The organism is Azospirillum sp. TSO5 (genome assembly GCF_003116065.1).
In the GTDB taxonomy this organism is placed as follows: domain Bacteria; phylum Pseudomonadota; class Alphaproteobacteria; order Azospirillales; family Azospirillaceae; genus Azospirillum.
In genome coordinates this window covers 111,745-135,666 of record NZ_LGQY01000032.1, presented here as the reverse complement: position 1 = coordinate 135,666, position 23,922 = coordinate 111,745, and the positions used below count along the sequence as shown (strand labels likewise).

Annotated in this window: 16 protein-coding genes; 10 read left to right on the top strand and 6 right to left on the bottom strand. The window is 69.4% G+C overall.

Annotated elements, in window-relative coordinates:
• Positions 1–52 precede the first annotated feature (52 nt).
• The gene (locus tag TSO5_RS10135; protein WP_109151464.1) at positions 53–5,266 is read left to right on the top strand and encodes an alpha-2-macroglobulin; all 5,214 of its coding nucleotides are present in this window, start codon (positions 53–55) and stop codon (positions 5,264–5,266) included.
• Positions 5,267–5,269: 3 nt separating this feature from the next.
• The gene (gene pbpC, locus TSO5_RS10130; protein WP_247870686.1) at positions 5,270–7,354 is read left to right on the top strand and encodes a penicillin-binding protein 1C; all 2,085 of its coding nucleotides are present in this window, start codon (positions 5,270–5,272) and stop codon (positions 7,352–7,354) included.
• Between the two features lie 17 nt (positions 7,355–7,371).
• On the opposite strand, the gene TSO5_RS10125 is transcribed toward pbpC, so the two are convergent.
• Positions 7,372–7,644: a hypothetical protein gene (locus tag TSO5_RS10125; RefSeq protein WP_247870685.1), complete on the bottom strand. Its 273-nt coding sequence runs from the start codon at positions 7,642–7,644 to the stop codon at positions 7,372–7,374.
• 117 nt (positions 7,645–7,761) lie between these two features.
• Between TSO5_RS10125 and TSO5_RS10120 the strand changes: the two genes are divergently transcribed.
• Together TSO5_RS10120 and TSO5_RS10115 are read left to right on the top strand one after the other, a co-directional pair.
• Positions 7,762–8,157, top strand: coding sequence for a hypothetical protein (locus TSO5_RS10120; protein ID WP_146203720.1), 396 nt, complete (start codon positions 7,762–7,764; stop codon positions 8,155–8,157).
• A gap of 70 nt (positions 8,158–8,227) precedes the next feature.
• Complete coding sequence (locus tag TSO5_RS10115) at positions 8,228–9,781, top strand: multicopper oxidase domain-containing protein (protein ID WP_109151460.1); 1,554 nt, start codon at positions 8,228–8,230, stop codon at positions 9,779–9,781.
• A gap of 294 nt (positions 9,782–10,075) precedes the next feature.
• On the opposite strand, the gene TSO5_RS10110 is transcribed toward TSO5_RS10115, so the two are convergent.
• The 3 genes from TSO5_RS10110 to map are packed head-to-tail and all read right to left on the bottom strand — an operon-like array spanning position 10,076 to position 11,918.
• Entirely contained in the window at positions 10,076–10,528 is a 453-nt protein-coding gene (locus TSO5_RS10110) for a cupin domain-containing protein (RefSeq protein WP_109151459.1), read from the bottom strand.
• Positions 10,525–11,112 carry an NUDIX hydrolase gene (locus TSO5_RS10105; RefSeq protein WP_109151458.1) on the bottom strand — a complete coding sequence of 196 codons (588 nt, stop codon included), beginning with the start codon at positions 11,110–11,112 and terminating at the stop codon, positions 10,525–10,527. The genes TSO5_RS10110 and TSO5_RS10105 overlap by 4 nt, the downstream gene beginning before the upstream one ends.
• Positions 11,109–11,918 carry a type I methionyl aminopeptidase gene (gene map, locus TSO5_RS10100; RefSeq protein WP_109151457.1) on the bottom strand — a complete coding sequence of 270 codons (810 nt, stop codon included), beginning with the start codon at positions 11,916–11,918 and terminating at the stop codon, positions 11,109–11,111. Before map ends, TSO5_RS10105 begins: the two co-directional genes overlap by 4 nt.
• A 187-nt stretch (positions 11,919–12,105) precedes the next feature.
• On the opposite strand from map, the gene radA reads away from it, so the two are divergent.
• The 4 genes from radA to TSO5_RS10080 all read left to right on the top strand — a co-directional run bounded on the left by radA (position 12,106) and on the right by TSO5_RS10080 (position 16,637).
• Entirely contained in the window at positions 12,106–13,554 is a 1,449-nt protein-coding gene (radA, locus tag TSO5_RS10095; protein WP_109151456.1) for a DNA repair protein RadA, read from the top strand.
• Between the two features lie 59 nt (positions 13,555–13,613).
• Positions 13,614–14,303: a CvpA family protein gene (locus TSO5_RS10090; RefSeq protein WP_109151455.1), complete on the top strand. Its 690-nt coding sequence runs from the start codon at positions 13,614–13,616 to the stop codon at positions 14,301–14,303.
• Positions 14,304–14,405: 102 nt separating this feature from the next.
• Positions 14,406–15,854, top strand: coding sequence for an amidophosphoribosyltransferase (purF, locus tag TSO5_RS10085; RefSeq protein ID WP_109151454.1), 1,449 nt, complete (start codon positions 14,406–14,408; stop codon positions 15,852–15,854).
• 75 nt (positions 15,855–15,929) lie between these two features.
• Positions 15,930–16,637, top strand: a complete 708-nt coding sequence (locus TSO5_RS10080) for an SDR family NAD(P)-dependent oxidoreductase (RefSeq protein WP_109151453.1) — start codon at positions 15,930–15,932, stop codon at positions 16,635–16,637.
• Between the two features lie 129 nt (positions 16,638–16,766).
• Here the strand turns inward: TSO5_RS10080 and mutS are convergent, their stop codons facing one another.
• The gene (gene mutS / locus TSO5_RS10075) at positions 16,767–19,406 is read right to left on the bottom strand and encodes a DNA mismatch repair protein MutS (protein ID WP_109151546.1); all 2,640 of its coding nucleotides are present in this window, start codon (positions 19,404–19,406) and stop codon (positions 16,767–16,769) included.
• A gap of 246 nt (positions 19,407–19,652) precedes the next feature.
• Between mutS and TSO5_RS10070 the strand changes: the two genes are divergently transcribed.
• Positions 19,653–20,159, top strand: coding sequence for a hypothetical protein (locus TSO5_RS10070; protein ID WP_109151452.1), 507 nt, complete (start codon positions 19,653–19,655; stop codon positions 20,157–20,159).
• 184 nt (positions 20,160–20,343) lie between these two features.
• Here TSO5_RS10070 and TSO5_RS10060 read toward each other — a convergent pair whose 3' ends face one another.
• Entirely contained in the window at positions 20,344–20,694 is a 351-nt protein-coding gene (locus tag TSO5_RS10060) for a hypothetical protein (protein ID WP_109151451.1), read from the bottom strand.
• 242 nt (positions 20,695–20,936) lie between these two features.
• Between TSO5_RS10060 and TSO5_RS10055 the strand changes: the two genes are divergently transcribed.
• Positions 20,937–23,780 (top strand): [protein-PII] uridylyltransferase, encoded by a 2,844-nt coding sequence (locus TSO5_RS10055; RefSeq protein WP_109151450.1) that lies wholly within the window; start codon positions 20,937–20,939, stop codon positions 23,778–23,780.
• Positions 23,781–23,922: the final 142 nt, after the last annotated feature.

The window sequence follows — 23,922 nt, the reverse complement described above, 5'->3', positions numbered from 1 at the left end:
ATTATCGGCGCTATAACCGGTTCGATTCGGTTCCCGGTTGTAAGGCGATAAGATGGCACGGCTGCTGACGCTGCTTTGGATTCTGGTGGTGATGGTTTTTGCGGCCGGTCCGGTCCGTGCCGACTACACGCCGCCGGGGGCGCTGTCGGACGCCACCGCCTATGCCAACGGGCTGCTGCTGAAATCGCCGCCGCAGCCCAAGCCGCAGGTGATCGCCGACCTGCTGAAACAGGCCCATGCCGCCCGCGACCGCAAGGACATGGCCGGCGCCATCCAGGCCTATGAGAAGACCATCACCCAGGGCGGTGGCTCGCCGTCGGTCTGGCTGGAGCTGAGCGCCGCCTGGACGGCCGCCACCCCGCCGAACAAGGACCGTGCGCTGCAGAGCGCCGTGATGGCCGGGCAGTTCAACCCGAAGGACGAGGAGCGTGTCGCCATCCTCTGGCGCATCGCCACCCTGATGGACGAGGCGTTCGGCAAGCCGGACGAGGCGGTGAAGGCGCTGAATGCGATTCGCGAGCTGGCGCCGAAGCTGGACACGGCGACACTCGACGCCCGCGCGCCGAAGCTGGAGGAGCGCTATGTCGCCATGCGCCGCAAGGCCGGGCTGGCGATGACCGGCGTGACCGTGAATGCCGAGGGCAGCAGCCCACGCGTCTGCTTCCAGTTCAACGACCGGCTGAACGCCAAGCAGGGCGTGCGCTTCGACGACTATGTCCGGGTGGAGCCGCCGACCAAGACCGCCATCGAGGCGCGTGACAACAGCCTGTGCCTGCGCGGCGTCACCCATGGCAACGGCTATACCGTCACCCTGCGCCAGGGCCTGCCCGGCGAGGACGGCGTGGCGCTGAAGGCCGATGAGACCCAGCGCGTGCGCGTGCCCGACCGGCCCTCTATGGCGGCCTTCCGCGGCTCCGCCTATATCCTGCCGCGCAAGGGCGCCGACGGCATCCCGGTGATCAGCGTCAACACCGACAAGCTGGACGTGTCGGTCTACCGCATCGCCGACCGGGCGCTGGTCTCCAACAAATATGACGCCAGCCTGTTCAGCGAATTGACTGGTTATACCGCCGACCGGCTGGCCCAGGAGAATGGCGAACTGGTCTGGACCGGCTCGCTGGAGGTGAAGGGGGAGCGCAACCGCGACACCACCGCCGCGATCCCCTTCCGGCAGGCGGTCGGCGACGATCCCAAGGCCGGCCTCTATGTCGTCACCGCCCGTCCGCATGACGTGGAGGAGAGCGACCGCTGGGAATCCCTGGCGACCCAGTGGGTGCTGCTGTCCGACATCGGCCTGACCAGCTTCCGCGGCGCCGACGGCCTGACCGTGTTCGCCCGCTCCTTCGGCACTGCCAAGCCGCTGCCGGGGGTGGATGTGGCGCTGGTCGCCCGCAACAACACCGAACTGGCGCGGGTGAAGACCGACGAATCCGGCCGTGCCCGCTTCGCGCCCGGCCTCTTGAAGACCGGCGGCAATGCGCCCGAGATGGTGATGGCCTATCTCGGCACCGACTTCGCCATGCAGGACCTGACCGGCGCCGCCTTCGACCTCAGCGACCGCGGGGTCGGCGGGCGTCCGGCGCCGGGTCCGATGGATGCCTTCGTCTATGCCGACCGCGGCGTCTATCGCCAGGGCGAGACGGTCAACCTGTCGATCCTGCTGCGCGACGACAAGACGGAGGCGGTGAGCGACTTTCCGCTGACGGTGAAGGTCCTGCGTCCCAGCGGCACCGAATATTACAGCGGCGCCCTGAAGGGCCAGGAGGCCGGCGGCTTCTTCCTGCCGCTGAACCTGACCCGCACCGCGCCGCTCGGCGGCTGGGAGGTGCTGGTCTATGGCGACCCGAAGGGCGAGCCGATCGGCCGCGGCGGGTTCCAGGTCGAGGATTTCGTGCCGGTCAAGCTGGCGCTCGACCTGACCGCCAGCGCGCCGATCCTGGTTCCGGGCCAGCCCTTCGAGGTGACGGCGCAGGGCCGCTTCCTCTACGGCCCGCCGGCCGCCGGGCTGGACGGCACCGCCGAAGTGGCGCTGAAACCCGACCCGATGCCCTATCCCGCCTTCAAGGACTATCGTTTCGGCCGGGTGCAGGACAACCCGACCGAGCGGCTCGACCCGCTGGAATTCCCGACCACCGACGAGCAGGGCGTCTCGCACATCGCCGTGACGCTGCCGGAGGTGCCCGACACCAGCAAGCCGCTGCGCGCCGACATCCGCGTCACCCTGTCGGAGCCGGGCGGGCGTCCGGTGAAGAAGTCGGTCTCGGTCCCGGTGCGGCCCAAGACCTATGCGCTGGGCCTGCGCCCGCGCTTCTCCGACGGGCGGGTCGGCGAGGGGGGCGATGCCGCCTTCGACCTCGTCGCCGTGGCGCCGGACGGCAGCGCCATCGCCAAGCCCGGCGTCAAATGGGAACTGGTGGAGGAGCGCGTCTCCTTCGTCTGGTACCGCCGCGATGGCCGCTACAGCTACAACGCCTCGGTGCGCGACGTGCCGCTGGCCTCCGGAACCGTCGATGTCGGCGCCGACAAGCCGGCGCAGGTGGCTCTCGGCAAGCGCGACTTCGGCCGCTACCGGCTGGAAGTGACGGACAAGGCGGCCGGCGTCGCCAGCTCCTACCGCTTCTATTCCGGCTGGGCCAGCGGCGACGACACCGCCGACATCCCGGACAAGCTGGAGGTCTCCACCGATAAGCAGTCCTACAAGCCGGGCGAGACGGCCCGCATCCGCATCGCGCCGCCCTTCGCCGGCGAGCTGCTGGTGACGGTGGCGACCGACCGCATCTTCGACGTCCGCACTCTGTCGGTTCCGGCCGAGGGGGCGACCGTGGAAATCCCGGTCGATGCCGCCTGGGGGCCCGGCGCCTATGTCACCGCCACCGCCTACCGTCCGCCGGTCAAGGGGCGGGAGCGCCAGCCGGTGCGCGCCATGGGCGTCGCCTGGGTCGGCGTCGATCCGTCGGTGCGCACGATGACGGTGTCGCTCGACGCGCCGCAGGTGATCCGCCCGCGCAGCCGGCTTGAGGTCGGGGTGAAGGTCGCCGCCGCCGATGGCGGGTCGATGGAGGACACCTATGTCACGCTGGCCGCGGTGGATGAAGGTATCCTGCGCCTGACCGACTTCGCCAGTCCGCAGCCGGAGAAGCATTATTTCGGCAAGCGTCGCCTCGGGCTCGACATCCGCGACGATTACGGCCGGCTGATCGACCCGCTCGACGGCCCCTATGGCGCCATGCGCCAGGGTGGCGATGCCAGCGGTGCCGGTCTGCCGGTGGTGCCCTTCACCGTGGTCTCGCTGTTCCACGGGCCGGTGAAGCTTGGTGCCGACGGCACCGCCCGCATCGGCTTCGACGTGCCGGACTTCAACGGCGAGCTTCGGCTGATGGCGGTCGCCTACAGCCGCGGCCGGGTCGGCTCCGCCGCCGGGCCGGTGACGGTGCGCGATCCGCTGGTGGCCGACGCCATCCTGCCGCGCTTCCTCGCCCCCGGCGACGACAGCCGGGTGACCTTGTCGCTGCACAATGTCGAGGCGGCGGCCGGCACCTACGAGGTGGTGGTCACCGCGCAAGACGCCGTATCGGTGGAGGGTAGCAATCTTTCTGTTCCGCTGGCGAAGGGGGAGCGCAAGACGCTGGTCGTGCCGCTGAAGGGCGTCGCCGCCGGCATCGGCCATGTCGCCGTGGCGGTGAAGGGGCCGGAGAATCTGGCGCTGAACCACGAGTACGGCATCACCGTCCGCCCGGCCCGCTCGGTCGAGACCCAGTTCGTCACCCGCCAGATCGCGCCGGGCGAGAGCGTCCGCTTCGACGGGGCGGAGCTTGCCACCTATCTGCCGGGGACCACCAGCTGGTCGGCCAGCTTCACCACCGCGCCGCCTTTCGATGTCGGCGGCATCCTGCGGGCGCTCGACCGCTATCCGTTCGGCTGCCTGGAACAGACGGTCAGCCGCGCCCTGCCGCTGCTGGTGGTGCGCGACGTCGAACTGGCGCTGGGCAAGGACCGCAAGCCGGACGACGGGCTGGAGGCGCGGGTCCAGCAGGCGATCTCCCGCACGCTCGACAAGCAGCGCTTCGACGGCGCCTTCGGCCTGTGGGGCGCCCATGACGAAGCCGACGGCTGGCTGACCGCCTATGCCACCGAGTTCCTGGTCCGCGCCAAGCAGAAGGGGGAGGCGGTGCCGGACAAGCCGCTGACCGACGCCCTGTCCTGGCTGCGCCAGCGCGCCATCGCCAGCGCGACCGAGCCGGAGGAACTGGCGGTGCGCGCCTATGCCCTGCACACGCTGGCGCTGGCCGGCGTGTCGCTGCCGGGGCCGGCGCGCTACCTGCACGACACCGCGCTGGAGAAGCTGCCGACGCCGCTCGCCAAGGGGCAGCTCGGCGCGGCTCTCGCCCGCATGGGCGACAAGGAGCGGGCGGCCAGCGCCTTCGACAGCGCCGTCGCCCATCTGGCGCGCGAGGAGTGGCATGTCGATTACGGCTCCACCGTCCGCGACGCCGCGGCGCTGGTGGCGCTGATGACCGAGGTCGACATGGCCGGCACCCGCATCCCGGCGCTGATCGACCGGCTGCCGGCGTCGGCCACCGCCGCCAACCGCACCAACACGCAGGAGAAGGCGTGGTCGGTCCTGGCCGCCGACGCCCTGCTGCGCGGCGCGCCGGCCAAGGCGGAGGTGACGCTGGGCGGCACCCGGAAGGAAGGGCCGCGGGTCGATCTGACCCCGACGCTGGCCCAGCTGAAGGCCGGCATCCCGGTCGCCAACGCCGGCAAGGCCGCGGTGTGGCAGGCGGTGTCGCTGTCCGGCGTGCCGGTGGCGCCGCAGCCGGCGGCGCGCGAGGGGCTGCGCATCAAGCGCTACTTCTTCACCCGCAAGGGCGAGCCGCTGAACCTCGACAGCATCAAGCAGAACGACGTCTTCGTCGTCGTGCTGGAGGGCGAGGCCAACACCAAGCTGTTCCACCAGGGCATGGTCACCCACGCGCTGCCCGCCGGCTGGGAGATCGAGAACGCCAAGCTGGGCGGCGGCACGCCGGAGGAGATGCAGTGGCTGGGCGATCTCAGCTACACCCGCACGACCGAGGCGCGCGACGACCGTTATGTCGCCGCGGTGGACCTGACGGAGGACCAGCAGACCTTCAAGCTGGCCTTCATCGTCCGCGCCATCACTCCCGGCAGCTATGAACTGCCGGGCGCCACGGTGGAGGACATGTACAAGCCGCGCTTCTTCGCCCGCCAGACCACCGGGCGGATCACGGTCCATCCGGCGGAGTGACGATTGGCGCGGGTTTGGCTGCGTAAGGTTTGGGTGCGGCGGTTGGCGCTAGCGGCGGCGGGCGTCGCCACCCTGATGGGGACGGCGCTGGCGCTAGACCGGCTGTTCCCGCCGCCGCTGGACCGGCTGGCCGACCTGTCGGTGACGGTCACCGACCGCAAGGGCCAGCCGCTGCGCGTCTTCACAAACGGCGCGGGGGCGTGGCGGCTGCCGGCGACGGTGGACGACGTGTCGCCCCTGTTCGTCGAGTTGCTGCTGGCTTATGAAGACCGGCGCTTCGAAAGCCATGCCGGCGTCGATCCGCTGGCGGTGCTGCGGGCGGCGACGCAGAATCTGGGAGCCGGGCGGGTGGTCTCCGGCGCCTCCACCCTCACCATGCAGGTCGCCCGCCTGCTGGAGCCGCGCCCGCGCACCTTCGGCGCCAAGCTGATCGAGGCGGCGCGGGCCGCGCAGCTGGAATGGCGCTACAGCAAGCGCGACATCCTCAGCATGTACCTGACGCTCGCCCCCTATGGCGGCAACATCGAGGGGATCCGTGCCGCCTCGCTGATGCTGCTGGGCAAGGCGCCGGTGGAGTTGGACGCGGCGGAGGCGGCGCTGCTGGTCTCGCTGCCGCAATCGCCCTCCCGCCTGCGGCCCGACCGCTATCCGGAGCGGGCGCAGGCGGCGCGCGACAAGGTGCTGGACCGGGTGGCGGAGGCCGGCGCGCTGCCGCCCAAGGCGGTGGCGGAGGCGAAGACCCTGCCGGTGCCCTCGGCCCGCCTGTCCCTGCCGGCGTCCGCCCCGCATCTGGCCGACCGGCTGCGCAACGCCGAACCCCACCGGCCGGTGATCGCCACCACCATCGACGGCACGCTGCAGCACGCCATCGAGGCGATGGCCCGCCGGGCGGCGGAGACGCTGAACCCGCAGGCCGGGCTGGCGGTGCTGGTGGTGGACAACCGCGACCGCTCTGTCCTGGCCTATCTCGGCAGTCCCGGCGCGCTGGACGAGACGCGGCAGGGGCCGATCGACATGGTGCGGGCGGTGCGCTCGCCGGGGTCGGCACTGAAGCCCTTCATCTATGGGCTGGGCTTCGACGACGGCATCATCCACCCGCTGACCCAGATCGCCGACGTCTCCACCCGCTTCGGCGACTGGGCGCCGCGCAATTTCGACCGCAGCTTCACCGGCGATTTGACGGTGATGGAGGCGCTGCAGCGCTCGCTGAACGTGCCGGCGGTGCTGGTGCTCGACCGCGTCGGACCGCTGCGCTTCGCCGAGGCGCTGCGCAAGGCCGGCGCCCGGCTGGTGCTACCCCGTGGCACGGCGCTGCCGGGGCTGCCGGTGGCGCTGGGCGGGGCCTCGATCAGCCTGTGGGACATGACGACTCTCTACAGCGGGCTGGCGCGCGACGGGTTGGTGGCGCCGCTGCGCACTGCGGCGGAGCAGCAGGACGGGCCGGAGCAGAGGCTGCTGTCGGCCACTGCGGCGCAGCAGGTGCGGGCGATCCTGGAAGGCTCCCCGCCGCCGCCGGGGGTGGTGCAGGCGCAGGAGCTGCGCGGCAGCGGTCCGGTGGCGCTGAAGACCGGCACCAGCTATGGCTTCCGCGACGCCTGGGCCTTCGGCGTGACCAGCCGCTACACGGTGGGGGTGTGGGTCGGCCGGCCGGACGGCACGCCAAGCCCCGACCATTACGGCCGCAACACCGCCGCCCCGCTGCTGTTCGAGGTGTTCGACCGGCTGCCGGCCGAGCGAGGCCGTCCCGCCGGGCCGGTGCGCAACGACGCGCCGCCGGAACTGCTGCGGCGCCTGCGGCCAGGCGAGGTGGAGTTGGCCGGCCCGCGCCAGACCGACCGCCTGCGCCTGACCTTCCCGGTCAGCGACATGGTGCTGGAGGCGCTGGGGCCGGATGGCAGGGGAGAACCGATGACCCTGACCGCCAGCGGCGGGCGGCGCCCGCTGTCCTGGTTGATCGACGGCCGGCGCATCGCCCAGTCTCCCATCGCGCGCGAGGTGCTGTGGCGGCCGGCCGGGCCGGGAGTGGTGCGGGTGACCGTGCTGGACGCCGACGGCCGCAGCGACAGCGCGACCGTCGAGATTCGCTGACCCCCAATAAGGTACGGCTAAGAGGCGCGGCGCAGGCCGAAGGGCGCGTCGTCGCGCTGGCTCCACACCCGCGTGCGCACCCGCATCTGCTTCTGGCAATCCACCGAGCAATAGAGCGGCGCCGGTCCCCGCATGGACGGACGGACGAAGGGACGGCCGCAGCAGGCGCAATGCAGCTGGCGGGTCGCGGTTTGCGGGAAGTTGGCCGGACGGGCGGAGGCGGACATCTGGAAGGGTTCGGGCTGGTTTCGGGTGACCGCCAATATAGGGGCGGTGTGTTGCAGTTCCATGCTCGGGAAAACGCCTAAGACCGAATGGGTAGACGGCATGTCCTGCGGTCGGAGGTGGTTGACCGGCTCTGCCCTCGGGCCTATCTGAAAAGGCTGACAACAAGCGGGAGCGGTGCGGTGCCAATGCGCGTCGCCGACTGGATACGGAGGCTGGGTGGTATCGCGGGGGCGATGGTCCTCGTGATGCTCGGCCTGCTGCTGTGGTCGGGTGCCGCCACCGCCGCGTGCCCGCACGAGCGGCCGGGTTCACCGGCTGCTGTCGCATCGCACGGCACGTCGCACGCGATGCATGCGAACAGGGTCGACCATGGCCGGCAGGCGCCGGGCCGACCGCACCATGCGGTGCAGCCCTGCTGCGGCGGGATGACCTGCGCCGCCGTGCCGGTCGGGCTGCCGGGTGCCGAGCTGGCGTCGCCTCTCGGGTCGGCGGGGCCGCGCTTGGGCTGGGCCGCCGGGCCGTTGCGCGAGGGGCTGGGCCTGCGGCCCGATCTGCCGCCACCCCGGCTGGGTTGATGGTCTTGCGCCGCGGGTCCTGAGCGGCGCCGTCATCCGTCCCATTTCCCCAGATCATCCGGAGTCCGTCATGGCTCTCGCGCTTTCCCGCCGCCGTCTGCTGTCCACGGCGGTGGCCGGCGGCTGTGCCGCCCTGCTGCCGTCCTTTTCCCGCTCCGTCCTGGCAGCCGCTCCCGTTCCCGGCACGACTGCCGGCGATGCCATCCGCCTGACCGTAGAGCGCCGCACCCTGGAGGTGAACGGCAAGGCCGCCAGCATGTTCGGCATCCGCCAGCCCGACGGCACGCATGGGCTGACCCTCGATCCCGGCCGGCGCTTTCTGGTGGATCTCACGAACAGGGCCGGGGAGGACGCCATCATCCACTGGCATGGCCAGACCCCGCCCTATGTCCAGGACGGCGTCGCCGACGTGAACCGGCCGACGATCCGCGACGGCCTGACGGTTCGCTACGACTTCGCGCCGCGCACCGGCACCCACTGGATGCACTCCCACCACGGGATGCAGGAACAACGGCTGATGGCCGCCCCGCTGGTGGTCCGCAGCGACGAGGATCTCCGCGCCGACGAGCAGGAGGTGGTCATCCTGCTGCATGACTTCACCTTCCGCGACCCGGCCGAGATTCTGGCGTCTCTGGGCGGGGCGTCCGGCGGGATGGCGCATGGCGGACATGGTGCCGCCGGCATGGGGCAGGGGGCCATGAACCACGGCGCCATGAATCATGGCCAGATGAACCACGGCGCCATGGGGCATGCGTCCACGCCACAGCCCAACGGCCATGACATGATGGGCATGTCCGGCGGCATGGCGATGGACCTGAACGACATCGATTACGACGCCTATCTCGCCAACGACCGCACCCTTGCCGATCCGCAGGTGGTGCGGGTGGAGCGCGGCGGGCGGGTGCGGCTGCGCGTCATCAATGGCGCCACCTCCACCGCCTTCCATCTCGACCTAGGGCGGCTGAGCGGGCAGGTGATCGCCGTCGACGGCAACCCGGTGCAACCGGTGGCGGGCAGCCGTTTCGGCCTGTCGATGGGGCAGCGGCTCGACATCCGCCTGACCCTGCCGGCCGACGGCGGTGCCTTCCCGATCCTGGCTCTGCGCGAAGGGGCGGTGCAGCGCACCGGCATCATCCTCGCCACCCCCGGCGCGGCGGTGGAGAAGGTCGCGGAGACGGGGCAGGGGGAGACCGACGCGCTGGACCTGTCGCTGGAACGGCAGTTGGTCGCGATGACGCCGCTGGCGGCGCGGGCAGCCGACCAGACGCGGCGGATTCAGCTGACCGGGTCGATGATGCCCTATGTCTGGAGCCTGGACGGCAGGACGTTCGGCGAACACCGGCCGCTGCTGGTCCGCCAGGGCCAGCGGGTGGAGTTGACCTTCGAGAATGCCTCGATGATGGCGCATCCGATGCACCTGCACGGCCACCATTTCCAGGTGGTGGCGATCGACGGCCGGCCGGTGACGGGGGCGGTGCGCGACACCGTTCTGGTGCCGATGATGGCCAGCGTGACCGTCGCCTTCGACGCCGACAACCCCGGCCGCTGGCCGCTGCACTGCCACAACCTGCTGCACATGACGACGGGGATGATGACGGAGGTGGTCTATGAGGGATTCGTTTGAGAAGGGCTGACGTGCAGCATTGAACCGCGAGCCAAACCCTCTCCCGGTCCGAACCTATGGGATGCACAGATCTCAGCGTCATGTAAGGTATTGGAGTAAAATCACTTCTTTGGCCGTCATTCCCGCGAAGGCGGGAATCCAGACTTGGCAAGCCTTTGCACTGGAAACTCTGGATCCCCGCCTTCGCGGGGATGACGGGAATGTCCTTTTATTCCAGAGGATTAGCAATGATTGGAAATGTGTGCATGCCGTAGTGGTCCGAACACCGGGGGAGGGCGGGCGGTCAGCCGCCCCTCACAGGTTCTCCCCAGGCTCCCACCCGTCCGGCGCCATCCTGAATCCGGCAAACTCGAAGGCCGGCGCCACGGTGCAACTCACCAGCGACCAGCCGTCCGGCCCGTCGGCGAGGCTCCGCGCCGCCTGCCACGCCCCGACCGGCACCACCGCCTGCGGCCGTTCGCCGCCCGCGATGTCCATCCCCAGCCGGCGGCGCTCGACCGTCCCGCCGTCCTCGTAGATCAACAGCTCCAGCGGCGCCCCGCCATGCCAGAGCCAGATTTCCACGGCATCCACTGTGTGCCAGTGCGACCGCTCCCCCGCCCGCAGCAGGAAATAGATCGCCGTCACCGCCCCGCGCCCGCCATCCGCCGGCGCGCGATAGGTCTCGACGTAACAGCCGCCCTCGGGGTGCGGCTGCAGCCCCAGCAGTTCGATCAGCCGCTCGGCCGTCAGTGCGCCGTTCGTCATCGTACGCTCCGCGCCGCCATGCCCAGCCCTTCGCGCAGCTCCGGCATCAGCATCGCCCCCAGCATGGCGATCACCGGCAGCACCGCGTAATCGCCGCGCGCCGCCGCGTCAATCAGGTCGCGCGCGCTGTGCAACTCGATCCTCATGTCCTCCAGGTCGCCCAGGTCCGGTTCGGCCACCTTGCGGGCGCCCTTGGCGTGGAACATGTGGCAGGTGCTGCCCTTGGAGTTCGCACCCACGACGAAGCCGCCCAGCGCCGTCCAATCGTCGGCGGCATAGCCGGTTTCCTCCAGCAGCTCGCGCCTGGCGGCCTCCAACGGCTCCTCGCCAGGGTCGATGGCGCCGGCCGGGAAGGTCAGGCTGACCCGCCGCGCCCCGTGCTTGTAGGTGCGCAGCATCACGACCTTGCCGTCCTCGGTCTCGACATACATCAAGGCGAAGTCGGGCTGATCCAGCTGATAGAAATTCTCCACCGTCCGCCCGTCCGGCAGCCGCACCGTCTCCGCCCGCACCTTCAGGTATGGGCTGGCGTCGAGCAGTTCGCGGCTGCCCAGCACCTCCCATGGCTTCTGTTCGTCGCTCATGCGGCGTTTCCATAGGGAGGCTGGGTGAAGCCGGCGGGGGAGAGCGTGAAGATCTCGCAGCCATCTTCGGTGATGCCGATCTGGTGCTCGAACTGCGCCGACAGCGAGCGGTCGCGGGTGACCGTGGTCCAGCCGTCGGACAGGATCTTCACCTCGGGCCGGCCGGCGTTGATCATCGGCTCCACCGTGAAGATCATGCCGGGGCGCAGCTCCACGCCGGTGCCGGGCTTGCCGAAATGGTCGACATGGGGGGCGCCGTGGAAGACCTGTCCGATGCCGTGCCCGCCGAAATCACGCACGACGGAGCAGCGCGCCGCCTCCGCCATTGTCTGGATGGCATGGCCGATGTCGCCCAGATGATTGCCCGGCTTGGCCTGGGCGATGCCGGCCATCATGCAGCGCCAGGTCAGGTCGACCAGCTTGCGCGCCTTCACGCCGATCTTCTCGCCGACGAAATACATGCGGCTGCTGTCGCCGTACCAGCCGTCGAGGATCACGGTGACGTCGATGTTGACGATGTCGCCATCGACCAGCTTCTTGTCGTCGCTGGGGATGCCGTGGTTGACGACATGGTTGGGCGAGATGCAGCTGCTGGCCGGATAGCCCTGATAGCCCAGCGTCGCCGGAATGCCGCCGCGGTCGCGCTGGAATTCCTCGATCAGCTTGTCGAGCCGCCCGGTGCTGACCCCCGGCACCACGAAGGGCGCGATGTAGTCCAGCGTCTCGGCCGCCAGCCGGCAGGCCTTCCGCACCGCCTCGAACCCTTCCGGACCGTGCAGCACGATCCGCCGTCCTTCCCTGTCCATCAGACCTTCATCCGTCACGTAATTCCTCTGACACTCTTCAACCGCTGCGCCCATCCGCAGACAGCGCAACAAGCTATCACGGCACCGGTCCGAAAAAAGCTCCTGCATTCCACCCCTGCAAACGTAGGATTCGGCGGAACGGCTTGCTATATGTGGCGGGCCCTATCCCCATCGGACTACCAGACCTTTGGCGAAGCCCACCACCCGATATGTCTGTCAGGCCTGCGGCGCCTCCTTCCCGAAATGGGCAGGCAAGTGCGACGCCTGCGGCGAATGGAACAGCCTCGTCGAGGAGGCGGCGCCCGACAGCGCGCCCAAGGGGCTGGGTACGGCCCGCGGCCGCCGCATCGACTTCGTCGGCCTGCACGGCTCCAGCGAGGCGCCGCCGCGCCGCATGACCGGCATCGCCGAGTTCGACCGCGTCTGCGGCGGCGGGCTGGTTCCCGGCTCGGCCATCCTGATCGGCGGCGACCCCGGCATCGGCAAATCGACCCTTCTGCTCCAGGCGATGGCCCGGCTGTCGCAGGACCACCGCTGCGCCTACGTCTCGGGCGAGGAGGCGGTCGATCAGGTGCGCCTGCGCGCCCAGCGCCTTGGCTGCGCCACCGCTCCCGTCGATCTGGCGTCGGCCACCAGCGTGCGCGACATCGTCGCCTCGCTCGACGACGCCAAGGGTCCGGAGGTGATCGTCATCGATTCGATCCAGACCATGTATATGGACAATCTGGACAGCGCCCCCGGCACCGTCGCCCAGGTCCGCGCCAGCGCGCAGGAGCTGATCCGCGTCGCCAAGCGGCGCGGAGTCGTCCTGCTTCTGGTCGGCCATGTCACCAAGGAAGGCATGATTGCCGGTCCCCGCGTGCTTGAGCACATGGTGGACACCGTCCTTTATTTCGAAGGCGAGCGCGGCCACCAGTTCCGCATCCTGCGCGCGGTGAAGAACCGCTTCGGCCCGACCGACGAGATCGGCGTGTTCGAGATGGGCGACGCCGGGCTGGGCGAGGTCGCCAACCCGTCCGCCCTGTTCCTGGCCGAACGGCGCGGCGACGTGTCCGGCGCCGCCGTCTTCGCCGGGATGGAGGGCACCCGCCCCGTCCTGGTGGAGGTGCAGGCGCTGGTCGCCCCGTCGCCGCTCGGCACGCCGCGCCGCGCGGTGGTCGGCTGGGACTCGGCCCGTCTCGCCATGGTGCTGGCGGTGCTGGAGGCGCGCTGCGGCGTGCAGATCGGCGCCAACGACGTCTATCTGAACGTCGCCGGTGGCCTGCGCATCACCGAACCCGCCGCCGACCTTGCCGTCGCCGCCGCGCTGGTGTCTTCGCTGACCGGGGAACCGGTGCCCGCCGACGCCGTGGTGTTCGGCGAGATCGGCCTGTCGGGCGAGGTCCGCGCCGTCGGCCAGAGCGACACGCGCCTGAAGGAGGCGGCGAAGCTCGGCTTCTCCTCCGCCATCTTCCCGGCGCGTCGCACCGGCAAGAAGGGCAGCCGCGGCGACAACGGCCTCAAGACGGTCGAACTCCAGCAATTGGGCGAGCTGATGCCGCTGTTCCAGCCGCAGGGCTCCTCCGGCCGCCCGCCCTCGTGTCGCCCTCATGACGACAACGACACGCGCCGCTGGCGCGACGACGAATACATCTGACCGCACCCCCGTCATCAATCGGTACCTCATCAATCGGTACAGGCAATCGGCACAGGGACATGGACAATCTTCCCGTCAATCCGGTCGACATCGTCGTCATCGCCGTCGTGCTTCTGGCCGCGCTTCTGGCCTTCAGCCGGGGGCTGGTGGCCGAGGTGGTGTCGGTCGCCGCCTGGGCCGGCGCTGCGATCATCACGCTCTACGCGCTGCCCCATGTCCTTCCCTACGCGCAGATCTACATCCGCTTCGAGATGCTGGCCTACGCCGCCTCGGCGGTGGGCGTATTCATCGTTGCGCTGATCGTGCTGTCGCTGCTGGGGCGCAGCCTGTCGCGCGGGGTCCAGGCGTCCGCGCTGTCGGCGCTGGACCGCACGCTGGGCTTCGCCTTCGGGCTGGTGAAGGGTGGCATCCTGGTGTCCATCGCCTACCTGTTCTTCCTCTGGCTGGTGCCCAATCCGGCCGAACAGCCGGTGTGGCTGCAGCAGGCGAAGACCCGTCCCTTCCTGGCCGCCGGCGCCGAGACCCTCTATGCCTTCGTGCCAGAGAACCTGCGCAAGGAAGGGCTCGGCCAGATGGACATGGCGCGCGACCGTGCGCGTCAGGCGATGGAGGCCAAGCAGGCGCTCGACCGCCTGTCGACACCGGTGCCCAGCCCCGCGAAGACCGGGGGTGCGCAGGCGCCCGATACCGGTTATAAGGACCGCGACCGCGCCGACCTTGAAAGGCTGATGCAGAACAACGCCCGCTGAGCTTGACCGCTCGGTTTCGGCGCTATCGACGTTTGTGGACCGTTTTTTCGTTGCATGTGCTGACGCGCCCCAGGGCGCCTCTTGGACGAAGGACTTCTGGTGATGCTGACGACGCATCCGTTCGACGACGACAAGCTGCGCGAAGAGTGCGGCGTGTTCGGCATCTACGGCAACCCACAGGCGGGCGCCATCACGGCGCTGGGCCTGCACGCCCTGCAGCACCGCGGGCAGGAGGCGGCGGGCATCGTCAGCTTCGACGGCGGGCGCTTCCATCTCCAGCACACGCTGGGCCTTGTCGGCGACCATTTCAGCTCCGAGGCGATCATCGCCAAGCTGAAGGGCGGCAGCGCCATCGGCCATGTGCGCTACGCCACCACCGGCGACACCTCGATCCGCAACGTCCAGCCGCTCTACGCCGATTTCGAGTTCGGCGGCTTCGCGCTGGCCCACAACGGCAACCTGACCAACGCCCAGGCGCTGCGCCGCCAACTGGTCCGCCGCGGCTGCCTGTTCCAGTCCTCCACCGACACCGAGGTCATCGTCCACCTGATGGCCACCGCCCGCGGCGGCTCGCCGGTCGACCGCCTGATCGAGGCGGTTCGGCAGGTCGAGGGCGCCTTCTCCCTGGTGGCGCTGACCTCCAAGGAAGTGATCGGCGTACGTGACGCTCTCGGCGTCCGTCCGCTGGTGCTGGGCAAGCTGGGCGACACCCATCTGCTGGCGAGCGAGACCTGCGCCTTCGACATCGTCGGCGCCGAATATGTCCGCGACGTCGAGCCGGGCGAGATGATCGTCATCGACGGCAGCGGCGTCCACAGCCTGCGCCCGTTCCAGCCGCAGCAGCGCCGCCTGTGCATCTTCGAATACATCTACTTCGCCCGCCCCGACAGCGTGATGGAGGGCACCTCCGTCTATCAGGCCCGCCAGCGCATCGGCCGTGAACTGGCCCGCGAGGCCGGCGTACCCGCCGACGTGATCGTGCCGGTCCCCGACAGCGGCGTGCCTGCGGCGCTGGGCTATGCCCAGGAAGCCGGCGTGCCCTTCGACCTCGGCATCATCCGCAACCATTATGTCGGCCGCACCTTCATCGAGCCGACCGACCAGATCCGCCATCTCGGCGTGAAGCTGAAGCACAACGCCAACCGCGCGATGATCGAGGGCAAGCGCGTCGTGCTGGTGGACGACAGCATCGTCCGCGGCACCACCTCGAAGAAGATCGTCGAGATGGTCCGCGCCGCCGGTGCCGCCGAGGTGCACATGCGCATCTCCAGCCCGCCGACCTCGCACCCCTGCTTCTACGGCATCGACACGCCGGAGCAGGGCAAGCTGCTGGCCCACCGCATGACGGTGGAACAGATGCGCGAGTTCATCCAGGCCGACAGCCTCGCCTTCATCTCGCTCGACGGCCTGTACCGGGCGATGGGCGAGGAGAAGCGCGACCCGGCCAATCTCGGCTATTGCGACGCCTGCTTCACCGGCGACTATCCGATCCCGCTGACCGACGCGCTGGAAAGCCCGCCGGCGGAGGCGAACGTCCCCGTCCGCGCCTGACCTTGAACCCTCTCCCGTCCTAGGAGAGGGTTTTTCATATGTGAACGAACAAAACCCAGGAAACGAGTCGTCCCCATGTCCCGTCTCTCCGGCCGCATCGCCCTCGTCACCGGTGCATCGCGCGGCATCGGCGCCGCCGTCGCCAAGCGCTTCGCCGCCGAAGGCGCCCATCTGGTCCTGGTCGCCCGCACCGTCGGCGGGCTGGAGGAGACCGACGACGCCATCCAGAAGATCTCCGGCCAGTCGGCGACCCTGGTGCCGATGGATCTTCGCGACTACGACAAGATCGACCAGCTCGGCCACGCGCTCTACCAGCGTTTCGGCAAGCTGGACATCGTCGTCGGCAATGCCGGTGCCCTGGAAGCGCTCGGCCCGGTCGCCCAGTATGATCCGAAGCTGTGGGCGCGGGTGATGGACCTGAACGTGACGGCGAATTTCCGCCTGATCCGTTCGATGGACCCGCTGCTGCGCGCGTCCGGCACCGGCCGCGCCATCTTCGTCACCTCGGCCGCCGCCAAGGCGCCGCACCATTACTGGATGCCCTACGGCGCCAGCAAGGCGGCGCTGGAGATGATCGTGAAGACCTACGCGATGGAGGTCGCCGGCTCGACCCTGCGCGTCAACCTGATCGACCCCGGCGTGGTGGCGAGCAAGCTGCGCACCCAGGCGTTTCCGGGCGAGGACCCGACCAAGGTGACGCAGCCGGATCAGGTGACCGAGCGCTTCGTGGAACTGGCCGAAGCCGGCTGCGAGCGCCATGGGGAGCTGGTGCAGGGGCAGTAAGGAATTCCCCCCTCTCCCCCCCGGGGAGAGGGTCGGGGTGAGGGGGATGCACGTCGAGGATCTCTTCGGCTGTGCCGAACCCCCTCATCCTAACCTTCTCCCCAGGGGGGAGAAGGGATCTACGAGGAATCAGCGCAGCATCCCCCGCAACCGATACAGCTCCTCCAGCGCCTGCCGGGGCGTCAAACTGTCCGGATCGATCCCGGCAAGCGCCTCTTCGACGACCGAAGGCCCGGCCGGCGCCACCTCCACCTCCACCTTCGCCTTCGCCGTCGGCCGCTTCAGCGCCGCGCTGAACAGCGGCAGATCCTCCGCCAGCCGGTGGATCGTCGCGTTCTGGTCGCCCGACTCCAACAGCTTCAGCACTTCGTCGGCCCGCCCGACCACCGCCGGCGGCAGGCCGGCCAGCTTGGCGACGTGGATGCCGTAACTGCGATCCGCCGCCCCCGCCGTCACCTCGTGCAGGAACACCACGTCGCCCTGCCATTCCTTGATGCGCATGGTGTGGCAGGACAGCGCCGGCAGCTTCGCCGCCAGCATCGTCAGTTCATGATAGTGCGTGGCGAACAGCGCCCGGCAGCGGTTCACGTCGTGCAGATGTTCGACGCAGGCCCAGGCGATCGACAGCCCGTCGAAGGTCGCCGTGCCGCGTCCGATCTCGTCCAAAATCACCAGCGCGCGGGAGCCCGACTGGTTCAGGATCGCCGCCGTCTCCACCATCTCGACCATGAAGGTGGAGCGCCCGCGCGCCAGATCGTCGGCAGCGCCGACGCGGCTGTAGAGCCTGTCCACCACCCCGATATGCGCCTGTTCCGCCGGCACGAAGCTGCCCATCTGCGCCAGCACCGCGATCAGCGCGTTCTGCCGCAGGAAGGTCGACTTACCGGCCATGTTCGGACCGGTCAGCAGCCAAAGCCGGTTTTCCGGCGCAAGGTCGCAGTCGTTTGCCACGAACGGCCCGCCATGGGCGGCGTCGAGCACCGCCTCCACCACCGGATGCCGTCCGCCCTTGATGGTGAAGCCCAGGCTGTCGTCCACCAGCGGCCGGCTGTAGCGCCGCTCCTCCGCCAGTTCCGCTAGCGATGTCGCGACGTCCAGCGCCGCCAGCGCATGGGCCGCCTGGGCGATGGCATCGGCCTTCGCCGCGACCGCCTCCACCAGCCCGCCGAACAGCTCCAGCTCCACCGCCAGCGCCCGGTCGGCGGCTTCCGAGATCCGCCGTTCCAGATCCGACAGCTCCACCGTGCCGAATCGCACCGCGTTTGCCATGGTCTGCCGGTGCATGAAGACCTCGCGGGCCCGGTCCGACATCAGCTTGTCGGCATGGGCGGCGGTGACCTCGATGTGATAGCCCAGCACGTTGTTGTGCTTGACCTTCAGCGACGGCACCCCGGCGATCTCGGCGTATTTCGTCTGCAACCCCGCGATCAGCCGCCGGCTCTCGTCGCGCAGCGTCACCAGCTCGTCCAGCGCATAGCTGTAGTCGCGCGCGATGAAGCCGCCGTCACGCGCCAGCAGCGGCAATTCCGGCGCCAGCGCTTGGCTCAACTGGTCGACCAGTTCCGAATGCGCGCCCAGCCGCTTGTCGAGCGCCGCCAGACCGTCCGGCAGCGGCATGGATCCTGCCAGCAGCTCGCGGATCAGCCCGGCCTGCCGCAGCCCGTCGCGGATTGCCGCCAGATCGCGCGGACCCCCGCGCCCCAGCGTCAGCCGCGACAGCGCCCGTTCCAGATCCGGGCAGCTCCGCAAGGCGCCGCGCAGCTCCACGCGCAGCCGATCCTCGGCCAGCGCAAACTCCACCATGTCCAGCCGGCGGCCGATGGCGGCCGGATCGGTCAGCGGCGCCGCCAGATGGGCGCAGAGCAGCCGGGCGCCGGCCCCGGTCACCGTGCGGTCGATGGTGGCGAGCAGGCTGCCGCGCCGCTCCCCGCTCAGCGTCCGCGTCAGTTCAAGATTGCGGGCGGTGGAGGCGTCGATCTCCATCACCGCGCCCGGCCCCAGCCGGCGCGGCGGCGACAGCCGGGGCACGCGCCCCTTCTGCGTCAGCTCGACATACCCCACCAGCGCGCCGGCCGCCGCGACCTCCGCCCGGCTGAAAGTGCCGAAGGCGTCGAGCGTGCCGACTCCATACTGGCTCAGCAGGCGCTGTTTGCCGTTCTCGCTGTCGAATCGCGGGTTGGGCTGCACGGTCAGCCGCGACTTCCATTCCCCCCAAAGCTCGAACAGCTCCGGCGTCTGGCTCAGCTTCTCCGAAATCAGCACTTCCTGCGGATCGAGCCGCCCCAGTGCAGCCCCGAGTCCCGTCCGCTCCACCGGCTGCACCACCAGCTCGCCGGTCGACATCTCCAGCCAGGCCAGCCCCAGCCCGCCCGCCGTCTCCGCCACCGCCGCCAGCCAGTTGGAGGAGCGGGCGTCGAGCAGGCTGTCCTCGGTCAAAGTGCCGGGGGTGACGATGCGGATGACGCCGCGCTTCACCACCGATTTCGACCCGCGCTTCTTCGCCTCCGCCGGGTCTTCCATCTGTTCGCAGATGGCGACGCGGAAGCCCTGGCGGATCAGGCGCTGCAGGTAATTCTCGTGGCTGTGCACCGGCACGCCGCACATCGGGATGTCTTCGCCCAGATGCTGGCCGCGCTTGGTCAACGCGATGTCCAGCGCCGCCGCGGCATTCACCGCATCCTCGAAGAACATCTCGTAGAAGTCGCCCATCCGGTAGAACAGCAGGCAATCGGGATGCGCCTGCTTGATCTCCAGATACTGCGCCATCATCGGCGTGGCGTCGGGCGGAATGACGATTTCTGCGGTGTCGGACACGGGAACCACGGGGCCTTGGGTGGGTGTTTTATCAGGCGCGCACCCTATCACGGGATATGCGGCCGCGGGATAGGCCGCTTGGCCGAGCATGGGACAATCAGACGCGCACGAACGACTCGGGGTCCGTCCCTGTTGCGGTTGACGGGCGCGCACCGCCGGTCGCTACAATGGGGCAAGCTGAAAAATAGGGAGACGACCATCATGACGCAAATGACCGAGGAAACCGTACCCGCCGAGGTGCGGGAGGTCGTTGCCCTCTTCTCCACCCGCGCCGGTTTCGACCGTGCGGTGGAGGCGCTGCTGGCGGCCGGCTTCGACCGGGCCGACCTGTCGGTCCTGGCCAGCCACGCCTCGCTGGACGCCGCCGATCCGAAGGGCAAACCGCGGGACGAGGCGCTGACCGGTCTGGTGGGCGAGCTGAAATACGCCTTTCCCCTGACCACCGCCGGTCTGATCGCCATCGTCGGCGGCCCGATCGAGGCGGCGCTGGCGGCTCTCGTCGCGGCCGGCGTCGGCGGTGCCGCCATCAAGGACTATCTGGACGAACTGACCAGCCACCCCAAACCCGACGAGTTCACCCGTGCGCTGGAAGCCGGCGGCGTCATCCTGTGGGTGCGCATCGACACGCCGGACGAGGAGGCGCAAGCCGCCGCGCTGCTGGAGCGCGAGGGCGGGGTGAACGTGCATGTGAGCGTGCGGGAGGGGTGAGGTTGGGTTCTGCGGGCCGGCAAAGCCCTCTCCCGCCCCGGGAGAGGGAGGGGACCCGCCGAAGGCGGGGAGGGTGAGGGGGACTCCGAGAATCCCGAACCGCATGGTTCCTTGCGCTACCCCTCACCCTTCCCATGCTGCGCATGGGCCCCTTCCCTCTCCCGGGGCGGGAGAGGGACACCCCTCACGCCGCCTGCGCCCGCTCCACCCCGCGCCGCTCCACCATCCGCAGCCCGTGCACCCGGTACTGCGCCTGGACGATCGACGCCCATCCCATCCGGATCAGCGACAGCTTCACCGTGTCCGACACGTCATCGCCGGTGACGAGGTCGGTCACCTGCCACATCAGCGTGTCGTCCACCGACCGCGGGAACATTGCCGCAACCCGCAGCAGCCGCGCCATCAGCGCCGCCGTGGTCTGCCGGCCCAGCCCGCGTTCGGCCAGCGTCAGCGCGTCGTTCAGCGCCGCCAGCTCCCGCCGCCCCTTCAAGGTAGGCTCTCCCGCCGCGCGTTTCGTGATCGTCCGGCCGGTCATGGCCCATCTCCCGCAATACGCTCCGTATGGGACCAGTCTGGCCCCGCAACACGGGTACCGCTGTGACGGCCGTCACAACCGCAGGCACAAGCACCGCCCGGCGCACTGGTTTTCCAGTGCGGGCGTGCTACCTGAAGGCTTTACCGCTATAGTGCGACCGTTGCGGCTGGTCCGGATTGCCTGAACGCCGCTGTTGAAGCCGCCCCAGAAGCCGCCCCAGAAGCCGAGGTTCTTTCCGACCGATGCTGTCCCGCTCCAAGGCGCCGACCCCGCCAGAATCGCCCGCGCCCGCTATCCCGAACAAGCGCGCCATCATCTCCCGCCGCAAGCTGGCGGGGGAGCTGGAGGATCTGGTCGCAGAACACGGCACCGGCGACAAGCTGCGCCCGGCGCTGATCGCCTGCCTGCGCAAGGCACTGGCCGACGGCCGGGCGGAGGTGCGGCAACGTTTCGACGCCGGCGGATCGGGCGAGCAGTGCGTGCGGGAAAACTGCTATCTCGCCGACCGGCTGGTCGGCACGCTGGCCGACTTCACCGTCCGCTTCATCTTCCCCACCGCCAACCCGACCTCCGGCGAGGTGTTCGACGTGGCGGCCACCGGCGGCTATGGCCGCGGCGAGCTGGCGCCGTTTTCCGACATCGACCTTCTGTTCCTGCTGCCCTACAAGCGCACGCCGCGGGTGGAGCAGGTGGTCGAATACATGCTCTACATCCTGTGGGATCTCGGGCTGAAGGTCGGCCATGCCGTGCGCAGCGTCGACGACTGCATCCGCCAGTCCAAGGCCGACGTCACCATCCGCACCGCGATCCTCGAATCGCGCTATCTCTGGGGTCCGGGCAAGCTGTTCGCCGAGCTGCGCAAGCGCTACGACAAGGAGGTGGTCGCCGGAACCGGCCCCGAATTCGTCGAGGCCAAGCTGGCGGAGCGCGACGCCCGCCACCAGAAGATGGGCGACAGCCGCTATGTGCTGGAACCCAACCTGAAGGACGGCAAGGGCGGCTTGCGCGATCTCCAGACCCTGTTCTGGATCGCCAAGTATCTCTACCGCGTCGAGGGCGTCGACGAGCTTGTCGGCAAGAAGGTGCTGACGCCGGAGGAGGCGCAGCGCTTCGCCAAGGCGCAGAACTTCCTGTGGACCGCGCGCTGCCACCTGCATTACCTGACCGGCCGGCTGGAAGACCGCCTGACCTTCGACGTCCAGACCAGCATCGGCGCCGCCATGGGCTACACCGACCATGCCGGCACCAAGGGCGTCGAACGCTTCATGAAGCATTACTTCCTGGTCGCCAAGGATGTCGGCGACCTGACGCGCATCTTCTGCGCCGCGCTGGAAGCCGAATCGAAGCGCCCGCCCAAGTTCAACCTGCTGCGTCTGGCCTCCGTCGCCCGGCGCAAGGACGTGGACGGCTTCATCGTCGACGGCGAACGGCTGAACGCCCGCAGCGACAAGCAGTTCAAGGAACAGCCGATCGACATGATCCGCCTGTTCCACACCGCGCAGATGAACGACATCGACATCCACCCGGCGGCGCTGCGCTCCATCACCCGCTCGCTGACCGCCATCGGCCCGAAGCTGCGCAACGATCCGGAGGCCAACCGCCTCTTCCTCGACATCCTGACCGGTCCCAAGGATCCGGAGATCACGCTGCGCCGCATGAACGAGGCCGGCGTGATGGCCCGCTTCATCCCCGACTTCGGCCGGGTCGTCGCGCAGATGCAGTATGACATGTACCATGTCTACACGGTGGACGAGCACACGCTGTTCGCTCTCGGCATCCTGCACAAGATTGCCTCGCACGAGCATGCCGACGAGCTGCCGCTGTCCACCGAGGTGATCCACAAGGTCGTCTCGAAGCGCGCGCTCTACGTCGCCGTCCTGCTGCACGACATCGCCAAGGGCCGCGGCGGCGACCATTCGGTGCTGGGCGCCCGCGTGGCGGAAAAGCTCTGCCCGCGTCTCGGCCTGACAGCGGAGGAAACGGAAACCGTGGCGTGGCTGGTGCGCTGGCACCTCGCCATGTCGCACACCGCCTTCAAGCGCGATCTGGAGGATGACAAGACCGTCCGCGATTTCGTGGCGCTGGTCCAGTCGCCGGAACGCCTGCGCCTGCTGCTGGTGCTGACCGTTGCCGACATCCGCGCCGTTGGTCCGCAGCGCTGGAACAACTGGAAGGCCACGCTTCTCCGCGAACTCTACAACCGCTCCGAAGAACTGATGTCCGGCGGCATGACCGTCGAGGGCCGCGGCCGGCGCATCCAGTCGGCCCAGGCTGCGCTCCGCGCCGAACTGACCGACTTCGACGACGAGGCGTTCGAACGCCACAAGAGCCTCGGCTATCCCGGCTACTGGCTGGCCTTCGACACCGACACCCTGGCCCATCAGGCCCGCCTCGTCCGCGAGGCGGAGCGGGAGCAGCGCCCGCTGACGGTGGAGACCCGCGTCGACCGCGGCCGGGCGGTGACGGAGGTGACGATCTACGCCACCGATCACAGCGGCTTGTTCTCCCGCCTTGCCGGGGCGCTGGCCGCCTGCGGGGCCGACATCGTCGACGCCCGCATCTTCACCATGACCAACGGCATGGCGCTCGACGTCTTCTCGGTCCAGGACGCCGCCGCCGGCGGTGCGTTCGAGAGCGGCGACAAGCTCGCCCGGCTGTCGGTGATGATCGAGAAGGTGCTGTCGGGCCAGCTGAAGCCGCTGAACGACCTGTCGACCCGCCGCACCACCCAAGCCAGCCGCACGCGCGTCTTCCATGTGCCGCCGCGCGTGCTGATCGACAACAACGCCTCCACCACCCACACGGTGATCGAGGTGAATGGCCGCGACCGTCCCGGCCTGCTCTACGACCTGACCCGCGCCCTGTCGAACCTGACCCTGCAGATCAGCTCGGCCAAGGTCTCCACCTTCGGCGAAAAGGCGATCGACGTCTTCTATGTGAAGGACGTCTTCGGCCTGAAGGTGACGCATGAGGGCAAGCTGGCGAAGATCAAGGAACGCCTGCTGAGCGCCCTGGACGACCCCACCGGCGACGCCCCGCCCCCGGCGACGGTGAAGCGGACAAGGACCAAGGTGACGGGGGCGTAAAACACGCCCTCTCCCGCCTCGGATACCCTCTCCCCCCCGGGGAGAGGGCTGGGTGAGGGGGACGCACATGCAGAACTTTTGTAGAAGTCCCGCCGTGCACCCCCCTCACCCTGACCCTCTCCCCGGGGGGGAGAGGGGATAA